7 protein-coding genes and 1 other RNA gene are annotated in these 10329 nt (G+C 71.4%); 3 read left to right on the top strand and 5 right to left on the bottom strand.

Going from position 1 to position 10329, the window contains the following annotated elements; genetic code table 11:
• From QR78_RS07615 to QR78_RS07595, 5 genes are all read right to left on the bottom strand, one after another.
• Positions 1-1140: DUF3483 domain-containing protein (locus QR78_RS07615; RefSeq protein WP_048426899.1), on the bottom strand; the 1140-nt coding region annotated here is incomplete at its 3' end.
• Positions 1141-1192: 52 nt separating this feature from the next.
• Positions 1193-3235, bottom strand: a complete 2043-nt coding sequence (locus tag QR78_RS07610; protein ID WP_048426898.1) for an NADH:flavin oxidoreductase — start codon at positions 3233-3235, stop codon at positions 1193-1195.
• A gap of 83 nt (positions 3236-3318) precedes the next feature.
• The gene (locus QR78_RS07605) at positions 3319-4467 is read right to left on the bottom strand and encodes an FAD-binding oxidoreductase (RefSeq protein WP_048426897.1); all 1149 of its coding nucleotides are present in this window, start codon (positions 4465-4467) and stop codon (positions 3319-3321) included.
• Between the two features lie 2 nt (positions 4468-4469).
• Positions 4470-5729, bottom strand: a complete 1260-nt coding sequence (locus QR78_RS07600; protein ID WP_048426896.1) for an aromatic ring-hydroxylating oxygenase subunit alpha — start codon at positions 5727-5729, stop codon at positions 4470-4472.
• A gap of 326 nt (positions 5730-6055) precedes the next feature.
• The gene (locus QR78_RS07595; RefSeq protein WP_048426895.1) at positions 6056-7045 is read right to left on the bottom strand and encodes an alpha/beta fold hydrolase; all 990 of its coding nucleotides are present in this window, start codon (positions 7043-7045) and stop codon (positions 6056-6058) included.
• A 243-nt stretch (positions 7046-7288) separates the two neighbouring features.
• Between QR78_RS07595 and QR78_RS07590 the strand changes: the two genes are divergently transcribed.
• The 3 genes from QR78_RS07590 to QR78_RS07585 form a co-directional block, all read left to right on the top strand.
• Entirely contained in the window at positions 7289-8653 is a 1365-nt protein-coding gene (locus QR78_RS07590; protein WP_483127835.1) for an RtcB family protein, read from the top strand.
• 65 nt (positions 8654-8718) lie between these two features.
• Positions 8719-8815: signal recognition particle sRNA small type (gene ffs / locus QR78_RS32535), an RNA gene on the top strand.
• Between the two features lie 63 nt (positions 8816-8878).
• The coding region (locus QR78_RS07585) for a DNA polymerase III subunit gamma/tau (protein ID WP_048426893.1) at positions 8879-10329 on the top strand (1451 nt) is incomplete at its 3' end.

Raw genomic sequence — 10329 nt, 5'->3', positions numbered from 1 at the left:
CGGGGGGGGGGGGGGGGGGCGCCCGCCCGCCTCGCCGGTCTGGCGCAGCTCGGTCACCGGACCGACCGCCTTCTCGGGCAGGGCCCCGAGTTCGAGGGTCTGGTTGCGGCGCAGGGCGACCACGGCGTCGACATGCTCGATCATCATCGGGCATTCCTCGACGCAGGCGCGGCAGGTGGTGCAGGACCACAGCGTGTCGGGATGGATCCGGGCCTCGGGCCCGACGAGCTCGATCAGCGCCCCGCGCCCGCCCATCGCGTCCCGGCCGCCGGGATAGGGAGCGCCGGCATAGGCCGGCTCCGCGGGCGAGAGCCCGGCGACGAGGTCCTGGATCAGCTTCTTCGGGTTCAGGGGCTGGCCGGCCGCGAAGGCCGGGCAGGCGATCTCGCAGCGCCCGCAGCTGACGCAGGCGTCGTAGGACAGGAGGCGGTTCCAGGTGAAGTCCGCCGGCATCTCGGCGCCGAGGCGGGGCGCGTCGAGGTCGAGGGGCTGGAGCGCGGTGTCGGGGCGGCCCTCGAAGCGGCCGGGCCGCGGATGGGCGACGAGGTGAAGCGCGCCGGCCGCCGCATGGCGCATCGGCCCGTGCCGCACCTCGAAGGCGAGGCCGAGCCCGCCCGCCGCCGCGAGCGCCGCGGCGACGAGGGCGAGACCGGTATCGCCGACCCCGAAGGCGAGGAGGAGCGCCGTCACCGTGCCGCCGAGGGCGTAGGCGAGGAGCAGGACCGGCAGGACCTGGAACCGCCCGGCGGAGAGGCGGGGCTTCTTCACCGGGTAGCGGCGCGCCCCGACCATCAGGGAGCCCGCCGCCATGACCCCGAAAGCCAGTGCGACGACGCCCCAATAGGGCCGGAAGCCGCCGAGCGGCGGCAGGATCGCGAGAGCCGTCAGCAGCGAGGCCGCCAGCATCCCGCCGGCCACCACGGCGTGCATCCGCGAGGCGTAGCCGTCCCGCGCGACGACGTGGTGGACATCCACGAGGTAGCGCCGCGGCAGGCTGGCGAGGCCCGAGAACCAGGGCACGGAGGCCGCGGCGCCGGCCCGCCAGAGAGCCGCGCGCCGGAAGATCTGGACGAGCGCCAGGATCGCCATGGCCCAGACGAGGCCGGGAAACACCGTGGTCAACGAGACGGGGCCGGTCATGCCATGTCGTCCGGGCTCGGGCAGGGAGAACGGTGAGGGAGGAGCCGGGGACTCACAGGTCCTTGCACAGCCTCAGGGCGTCGTAGATCGCCGCGTGGATGTTGCGGCCGGCCACCGCGTCGCCGATCCGGTACAGGGCATAGCCCTTGGACAGGTCGTAGGGCTGGGGCTCGCCACGCAGCACCGCCTCCTGGTCGATCTGGCCGTGGTTGACCGCGCCCGCCTTCAGGCCGCGGTAGAGGCCGTCCACCGGCAGGGTGCCGTGATCGACCACGATGCGGTCGACGAGGCGCTCCTCCTCGGCATCGGTCATGGTATTGCGCAAAGCCGCAACGAAGCGGTTGCCCTCGGGGTAGATCTCGATCAGCTCCATGTTCGGCGTCATCACGACGCCGAGCTTGTAGAGCTCGCGCAGGTGGATCGGCTGGTTGGTGGTGCCGACCTCCTCGGCCACCATCCGGTCGTGGGTGGCGACCTCGACGAGGCAGCCGCGCTTGGCCAGGAGCTCGGCGACCGACGAGGCGTTGTGCTGGCCCATCTCGTCGTAGAGCAGCACCGAGCCGGTGGGCTCGACCGCGCCGGAGAGCACCTCGGCGGTGGTGACCGCGTGCTGCTCGGCGCCCTTGGCGTGTCCGCGGGACGGGCTGCCGCCGGTGGCGACGATCACCACGTCGGGTTTCTCGGCCAGGATCGCCGCCTCGGTCGCCTCGGTGTTGAGCCGCAGATCAACCCCGAGCTTCGTCACCTGCGCGACGAGCCAGCGGGGGATGCCCGACATCGCCTCGCGCCAGCCGGCCTTGGCCGCGAGCCCGATCTGGCCGCCGGCCTGGCCGCTCTTCTCGAACAGCACCACGGCATGGCCGCGCTCGGCGCAGACCCGGGCCGCCTCGAGCCCGCCGGGCCCGGCGCCGATGACCACGACGCGCCGCCGGACATCCGCCTTGCGGATCTCGTGCGGCATCGTCGCCTCGCGGCCGGTGGCGGCGTTCTGGATGCAGAGCGCGTCCCCGCCGACATAGATCCGGTCGATGCAGTAGCCCGCACCCACGCATTGGCGGATGTCGTCGGCCCTCCCCTCGGAGAGCTTCTTCACGAGGTGCGGGTCGGCGATGTGGGCGCGGGTCATCGCCACCATGTCGACATGGCCGTCGGCGACGGCGCGGGCCGCGGTGGCCAGATCGGTGACGCGCTGCGCGTGGAAGACCGGCACGTCGACCTCGCGCTTGATCGCGCTCGGCAGGAACAGGAACGGCGCCACCGGGAACGACATGTTGGGCAGCGAGATCGCGTGGGCGATGTGGTCGCGGGCTTGGCCGCCGAGCACGTTGAGGAAGTCGACGAGGCCGCGCTTGGCGTATTCGGTCGCGATCGCCAGGCAATCCTCCTGGGAGAGACCGTCCGCGATCATCTCGTCGCCGGACATGCGGATGCCGATGACGTAGTCGTCGCCGGCCTCGGCCCGCATCGCCTCCAGCACCTCGATGCCGAAGCGCATCCGGTTCTCAAGGCTGCCGCCGTACTTGTCGGTGCGCTGGTTGACGCTGGGCGACCAGAACTGGTCGATCAGGTGGCCGTGCGCCGCCGAGACCTCGCAGCCGTCGAGCCCGCCCTCGCGGCAGCGGCGCGCGGCCTGCGCGAAGCTCTTCACCACCCGGGCGATGTCCTCCTCCTCCATCTCCTTGGGGATGGTGCGGGAGGCCGGCTCGCGCCGGGGCGAGGGCGAGACCGTGGGAAACCAGTGCTCGGTGTCCCACTTGGTGCGCCGGCCCATATGGGTGAGCTGGATCATCAGCTTGCCGCCGTGCTCGTGCACCCGGTCGGCGAACTGGCGGAAATACGGGATCACCGAATCGTCGGCGACCGAGATCTGGTTCCAGGGCGCGGCCGGGCTGTCGGGCGCGACCGAGGACGAGCCGCCGAACATGGTGAGCCCGATGCCGCCCTTCGCCTTCTCGGCGTGGTAGAGCTGGTAGCGCTCCTGCGGCTTGCCGTCCCGGCCGTAGCCCGGCGCGTGGCTGGTGGACATCACCCGGTTGCGGATGGTGAGGCCCTTGATGGTGAGGGGCTTCAGAAGCGCGTCGGCATTGGCGATCACGGGACGACCCCCGAAGGATTGGGCGAGGAATCAGGCAGGCGGTGGAGGCGGGAGCGGGCGCGGCGCGGGGCCGGCGCCCGTCCTCAGCGCTCGACGACGAGGTCGCTCGTGGGCTTCGAGCAGCAGAGCAGGGCCATGCCGGCATCGATCTCGCGCTGGCGGATGCCGCCCGCATGGGTCATCGCGACCGTGCCGGAGGTGACCTTGGACTTGCAGGTGCCGCACAGGCCCTTGGCGCAGGACGAGGGCAGCCGGATCCCGGCCTTGCGGGCGGCGTCGAGCACCGTCGAATCCTCCGGGCAGTCGAGCACCCGGCGGGTCTTGGCGAACTCGACCCGGAACGTCCGGACGGCCGGCGCGGGCGGTGCTTGCGGATCCTGGGCCTCGGCCTCGAGAGCCTGCTCGGCCTCCGCCGCCGCCGCGCGGTCGGCCTCCGGCAGGGCGCCGAAGTCGAAGCTCTCCTCGTGGTGGCGGGCCATGTCGAAGCCGGCCTCGGAGAGCATCGTCCGGACCGCCGCCATGTAGGGGGCGGGACCGCAGACGAAGACCTCGCGCTCGAGGAAATCCGGCACCGTCTCGCGCAGGATCGCCAGCGACAGGCGTCCCTTCGGACCGGTCCAGGTCTCGTCCGGCGCATCGCCCTCGCAGACCGCGTGGAGGCGGAAGGCGGGGTCGAGGCGGGCCATCGTCTCCAGCTCGCCGCGAAACACGATGTCGGCGGGCGTGCGGGCCGAGTGGACGAAGGCGACGTCGCGGCCCTGGCCGAGATCGTGGAAGGTGCGCGCCATCGCCATCATCGGGGTGACGCCGCTGCCGCCCGAGAGCAGCAGGTATTTTTGCGCCGGATGGGCAAAGCAGGTGAACTCGCCCATCGGCCCGAGCGCCCGCACGGTATCGCCGGCCTTCAGCGTGTCGTGCAGCCAGTTCGAGACCGGTCCGCCCGGCACGCGCTTGACGGTGATCGACACGGCGTACGGCCGGGTCGGCGCCGAGGAGATGGTGTAGCAGCGATGCACCGTCTCGCCGCCGATCTCGAAGGCGAAGGTCAGGAACTGGCCCGGCGCGTAGGCGTAACGCCGGGGCTCCGGCGCCGCGAGCACGAAGGTCTTCACGTCGTGCGTTTCCTGGCGCACGGCGAGGCAGACCAGGGTGTCGTCGGCCTCCGCATCCCAGGCGGTGGCGGCCGCCAGGAGCGCGGCGGCCGGATCGAGCGAGGCGGGGGCGGACGCCATGGTCAGCGCTCGAGATGCGCGGCCATGCGGCCGACATACCAGTTGCAGAACTTCTCGACGAGCATCTCGGTGTTGGGCGAGTAGGGACCGGGCTCGTAGGCCGGGCTCCTCACGCCCTGCTGGCAGATGCCGACGAGCTCGCTGTCCTGGTCGTTGGTGGCCTCCCAGACGCCGGTCAGGTTGGCGAGGTCGTAATCGACGCCCTCGACCGCGTCCTTGTGGACCAGCCACTTGGTGCGCAGGAGCGAGCGCTCGGCATCGAGCGGCAGCACCGAGAAGGTGACGATGTGGTCGCCGAGGAAGTGGTGCCAGGAATTCGGCTGGGTCCAGACCGAGAGGCCGCCGAGCTTGGCGTTGGTCAGGGTGCCGAGCAGCTTCTTGCAGGCGGCCTTGGTGTCGATCGTGTGCGATTCGCCCTCGCCGTCGAGCGGCAGACGCTCGGTGCGGAAGCCCGAGATCATCGTGTCGAGCTCGTCGATCTCGCGCGAGGGCAGGCCGTCGGCCTCCCATTCCGCGTGCCGGGTCTTGAGCAGGCAGCCGTAGCGCTCGGCCTCGGCGCGGTCGTGCTCGCTCATCTCCTCGGGGGCGAAACCGAAGCCGTAGGCGAAGAGCGGCACGGTCAGCTCGGGATGGTTGCCGCCGCAGTGATAGCACTCGCGGTTGTTCTCCATCGTGAGCTTCCAGTTGCCCGGCTCGATGATGTCCTTCTGGAACGCGACCTTGGTGTTCTTGATCTCGTGGGGCGCGATGTAGGGGGCGAGGCGGGCCGCCATCTCGTCGAAATCCGCCGGCGGCTCGTCGGCGAGGCAGATGAACAGCAGGCCGGCGAGGGAGCGGATGTGGACCGGCTTGAGGCCGTGGCACCCCTTCTTGAAGTCCGGGCCCATGTGATCGGCGTGGACGAGGTCGCCGGTCAGGTCGTAGGTCCAGGAATGGTAGCGGCAGACGAGGTTGCCGACCGTCGACTTCTCCTCGTGAACGAGGCGCGCGCCGCGGTGGCGGCAGACGTTGTGGAAGGCGCGGATCTGGTCGTCGTCGTCGCGCACGATCGCCACCGAGGTGGTGCCGATATCGACCACCATCACGTCGCCGGCCTCCGGCACGTCCGGCTCGACGCCGACATAGATCCAGTGCCGGCCGAAGATGACATCCATGTCGGCCTGGAACACCTCCGGGCTGAGATAGAACGCGGCCGGCAGGCTGTAGCCGCGACGGCGCTCCCGCAGGAGGCGCTGCAAGGGGGTCGGCGTCACGTCGAGCATCGGTGGCCTCCGAAGCCATTCAGGTGCTCCGACTATCGCCCCCGCCACCCCGCCCCGCTGCCACGCCAGCGACACTCGCTTGGCTCGCCGCGACGCCCGTTCGCGATGCCCCGGGCGAGGGCGCGGACGTCCCCGCGCAAGCCGGTGCCGGCGGCGATCGGCATCGGACCTTGTCGCCAACGGACGGGGCGCCCGCCTTATCCAGGCCGCATCATCTCCGTCGAGACCGACGCTTTCGAAGGGCATGGGCGGCCGCACTCCGCGGGAGCCACCCTGCCGAAAGGGCGGCAACGCTCTTCGTGGACCGCCTCACTTCGTGGACCGCCTCACTTGGCCGCCAGTTCCCTGAGCAGCGCCTCGTGGAACCGGTCCGGCGCCTCAACCTGCGGCGAGTGGCCCAACCCCTCGAACATCAGCAGCCGGGCGCCCTTGATCCGTCCCGCCGCCTCCGGCGCGAGCCGGTCGTAGTGCCCGAGGGTGGCGGCGACCTCCGGCGTCGCGCGGTTGGCGCCCGGCGCGGTGCGGTCCTGGGTCCCGGCCATCAGCACCGTCGGCACGCGCAGGCGGTCGAATTCGTGCACCACCGGCTGGGTGAAGACCATGTCGGAGGTCTGGGCCTGGTTCCAGGCCACCCGCTCCGCGCCCGGGCCGGCAGAGAGGCCGGCCTGCATCTCGACCCAGCGGTCGTAGGCCGGCTTCCACTGGCCGTCGTAGTAGAACTTGAGCTGGTAGGCCTTGATGCTCGCCGCACTCGTCTTGCGTTCGGCGGCGTAGGCCGCGTCGATCGTCTGGTAGGGAACGCCCTTCTGCTGCCAGTCCTCGAGCCCGAGGGGATCGACCATCACCAGCTGATCGACCGCGTCGGGGAACATCAGGGCGTAGCGGGCGGCCAGCATCCCGCCCATCGAATGCCCGACGATCGTCGCCTGGGCGATGCCGAGGGAGGCGAGCAATCCGTGGGTGTTGGTGGCGAGCTGCTGGAAGCTGAACTGGTAGCCCGCCGGCTTCGACGACTTGCAGAAGCCGACCTGATCGAGGGCGAGCACCCGGTAGCCAGCCCGCGCCAGGATGCCGGCCGTATCGCCCCAGGTGGCGGCGCAGAAGTTCTTGCCGTGGAGCAGCACGATGGTGCGGCCGTTCGGGCGCTCCGGCACGACGTCCATGTAGGCCATCGTCAGGTCCTGCCCCTGCGATGCGACGGCGTGGCGCTTCACCGGATAGGGATAATCGAACCCTTCGAGCTCGGGCCCGTAGGAGGGCGCGGCCGCGGCGGCGGTCGCGGACAGGAGGCAGAGGGCGAGGAGCGGATAGCGCATCGAGCGGATCTCCCGGACGGTGGCAGGCTCTTACACCGTCGCCGACCGCACCGCAGGAGCCTGCATGGTCGCGCGACGGTCCTTCCGCCCTCGGATAGCGGGGTGGCCGCGGGTCGGCATCGCGGTTAACCTTAGGGCAAGTCCGGGCGGCGAGGGCCCGTCGCGGTGGATCGCGCCCGCCCCGGGTGCCCGGGCCCGCGCCGCCGGCCGCCGCCGGCCGTCACGACAGGAGAGGACACCGTGATCGACGGAGCGACCCTGATCGCCTGGGGCTTCAAGCCCGGCCGCTGGTTCAAGCAGGGGCTGGAGACGGCCAACGCCATGCGTGCCGCCGGCGAGAGCGACGATGCGATCTTCGCACAGCTGCAGACTCTGGTGCCGCCCGAGACGCTGATGCGCACGAACGGCCTGCCCTACGGCCTGTTTCTCGATACCGAGACCCCGGCCGAGCGGGCGAATGCCGCGTCTGTGGCGGCCCATATGGATGCCCTGATGCGCGTGCCGACGATCAAGGCCGGTGCCGTGATGCCGGATGCCTGTCCGTCGGGGACGCAGCCGGGCACCATCCCGGTGGGCGGCGTGGTGGCGTGCGAGGACGCCATCCATCCCGGCTTCCACTCGGCGGATATCTGCTGCTCGGTCGCCGTCACGGTGTTCAAGCGCGACGACGACCCCGCGAAGGTGCTCGACGCCGTGCAGCGGGTGACGCATTTCGGGCCCGGGGGACGGGACAAGCCGATCCGGCCGGTCTTCGAGGGCGAGGCGGCGTTTTCCGACAACCCGTTCCTGAAGGGCCTCGAGAACATGGCGCTCGGGCATTTCGGCAGCCAGGGCGACGGCAACCACTTCGCCTTCGTCGGCCGGCTCAAGTCGAGCGGCCGGATCGCGCTCGTGACCCATCACGGCTCGCGCGGCCTCGGCGCGCAGCTCTACAAGCGCGGCATGGCGGCGGCCCGGCGCCATACCGGGATCGTCGCGCCGCGCGTGCCGGCGCACAACGCCTGGATCAAGGCCGACAGCCCGGACGGCGAGGCCTACTGGCAGGCGCTCCAGATCGTAAGGAACTGGACCAAGGCCAACCACGGCATCATCCACGCGATGGTGCGCCAGGAGATCGGCAACCAGGTCCTGGACGCGTTCTGGAACGAGCACAACTTCGTGTTCCGGCGCGACGACGGGCTGTTCTACCACGGCAAGGGCGCGACGCCGTCTTGGTCGGGTTACGCTGCGGACGACGACGGCCGCACCCTGATCCCGCTCAACATGAGCGAACCGATCCTGATCGCACGGCATCGCGACCACGGGGGGTCGCTCGGCTTTGCCCCGCACGGGGCCGGCCGCAACGCCTCGCGCACCCAGCACCTGCGGGAGAACGGCGAGGCGCTGGCCGCAGAGCTGGCGGCCCTGCAGGCTCGCGGCCTCGACATCCGGTCCTATTGTGGCGTCCCCGACCACTCGGAGCTGCCGAGCGCCTACAAGAACGCCGCCTCGGTACGGGCCCAGATCGCCAAGTACGACCTCGCCGAGATCGTCGACGAAATCGAGCCCTGCGGCTCGATCATGGCCGGCGACTGGGAGCACGACGCTCCCTGGCGCAAGGCGCGCTGAACCGGCGGAATCCGGGGCGCCGGAGCGCGCTTGCGTTTCCGGCGTCGTCCCGCCATATAGGCCTCGGGAGGTTGGCGAGGGACGTTTCACTCGCCAACCGGGTCAGGTCCGGAAGGAAGCAGCCCTAACGAGACCGAGCGGGTTTTCGTCCAGCCTCCCACCCCTCCCCTTTCAGGAGCGCGTGCGCCCCCTCTCCGGGGGCCGCCCTCACGACCCTGCGAGCGCATGGACGAGACCTCCGGCACGCCCTCGATCGACGAGCCGGGTCTCCCCGGGTTCGGCGCCGCGCCGAAGCAGAGCGCCGGCCAGCCGCCCGCTCCCGCCTACCGGGTCCTGGCGCGCAAGTACCGCCCCAAGGATTTCGACGACCTGATCGGCCAGGGCGCCATGGTGCGCACCCTGGCGAACGCCTTCGAGGCCGGCCGCATCCCGCAGGCCTGGATGCTCACCGGCGTGCGCGGGGTCGGCAAGACCACCACCGCCCGCATCCTCGCCCGCGGCCTCAACTATGCGCTGCCCGACGACCCGAATGCGGGGCCGACGATCCGGCTGCCGAAGCTCGGCCTGCACTGCGCCGCCATCATGGAATCCCGGCACATCGACGTGCTGGAGATGGACGCCGCCTCGCATACCGGCATCGACGACGTCCGCCAGATCATCGACGGCATCCGCTACTCGCCGGTCTCGGCGCGCTACAAGGTCTACATCGTCGACGAGGTCCACATGCTGTCCGAGAAGGCGTTCAACGCCTTCCTGAAGACGCTGGAGGAGCCGCCGCCGCACGCGAAGTTCGTCTTCGCCACCACCGAGATCCGCAAGGTTCCGGTCACCATCCTGTCGCGCTGCCAGCGCTTCGACCTGCGCCGGGTCGAGGCCGGCGCCCTGATCGCGCACCTGCAAAAGATCTGCGACGCAGAAGCCGTCTCGGCCGAGGCGGAGGCGCTCGCCGCGATCGCCCGGGCCGCGGAAGGCTCGGTGCGCGACTCGCTCTCGCTCCTCGATCAGGCGATCGCCCACGGTGCCGGCCACGTCACCGCCGAGACGGTGCGGGACATGCTCGGGCTCGCCGACCGCGCCCGGGTCGTCGACCTGTTCGAGGCGGCGATGCGCGGCGACGTGCCGGCGACCTTTTCGGAGCTGCGCTCCCAGCACGAATCCGGCGCCGACCCGGCGGTGGTGCTCGCCGACCTCGCCGAGTTCACCCACCTCGTCACCCGCCTCAAGCTCGCGCCCGATTCGGCGCGCGTCGATACCTCGCTCAGCGAGGTCGAGCGGGTGCGCGGCGGCGATTTCGCCGACCGGCTCTCGGTGCGGGCGCTGTCGCGCGCCTGGCAGATCCTGCTCAAGGCGATTCCCGAGGTGCAGGCCGCGTCCCGACCGCTCGCGGCGGCCGAGATGGCCCTGGTGCGCCTGATCTACGCCGCCGACCTGCCGACCCCCGACGAGGCCCTGCGTCAGATCCGCGACGGCGGCAGCCTCGCCCTGCCGGCCCGGGCGCCGGGCGCCGCCCCGTCCGGCGCCTCCGCGATGGCGAGCGCCCCCGTCCGGGCGGCGGCGCCCGCGATGCAGGCGGCCCCCGCCCCGGTCACCGCGATGCGGGCCGGCGGCGCCGCGCCGGCCCTGCGCGCCCTGCCGGAGGTGAGCGCCGAGATGCCGCCCGCGCCCGCCCCGGCCCC

Origin of the sequence: Methylobacterium indicum, assembly GCF_001043895.1 — a bacterium.
GTDB lineage: Bacteria > Pseudomonadota > Alphaproteobacteria > Rhizobiales > Beijerinckiaceae > Methylobacterium > Methylobacterium indicum.
The sequence above is the reverse complement of the archived record's forward strand: the minus strand, read 5'-3'. Positions and strand labels throughout refer to the sequence as shown.